The organism is Streptomyces endocoffeicus (genome assembly GCF_016741935.1).
Taxonomy (GTDB): domain Bacteria; phylum Actinomycetota; class Actinomycetes; order Streptomycetales; family Streptomycetaceae; genus Streptomyces; species Streptomyces endocoffeicus.
In genome coordinates this window covers 1-548 of the sequence record NZ_JAERRG010000203.1, presented here as the reverse complement: position 1 = coordinate 548, position 548 = coordinate 1, and the positions used below count along the sequence as shown (strand labels likewise).

Genomic DNA, 548 nt, shown 5'->3' with positions numbered 1-548 from the left:
CGACCATGCCGGAGTCGGTGTCCCACAGACCCCAGGCGAGCGCCTGCGCGGGAAGCCCATTGGCACGGCGGTGCGCGGCAAGGGCATCCAGGAAAGTGTTCGCCGCAGCGTAATTCCCCTGACCCGGCGCACCCAGAACACCCGCACCCGCCGAGAACAACACGAACGCCGACAGATCCATATCCCTGGTCAACTCATGCAAATTCAGCGCCCCATCCACCTTCGAACGGAACACCCCATCGAACCGCTCCGGCGTAAGCGAACCGATCACACCGTCATCCAGCACACCCGCCGCATGAACCACACCCCGCACCGGGAACTCCGCCAGAACCCCGGCCAGCGCATCCCGGTCAGCCACATCACACGCCACAACCGACACCTCAGCGCCCAACCCCGCCAACTCCTCCCGCAGCTCGGACGCGCCCACAGCCTCCACGCCCCTGCGACCGACGAGAACCACACTGCGCACACCATGAACCACCACCAGATGCCGAGCCACAAGCGCACCCAACGCACCCGTACCACCCGTCACCAACACCGCACCCGAA

The 548-nt window shown here is 66.1% G+C and carries 1 protein-coding gene; it reads right to left on the bottom strand.

Annotation, left to right across the window (positions count from 1 at the left end; all coding sequences use genetic code 11):
- A partial coding sequence (locus JK364_RS54590; protein ID WP_201858908.1) for an SDR family NAD(P)-dependent oxidoreductase occupies positions 1–548 on the bottom strand: 548 nt, incomplete at both ends.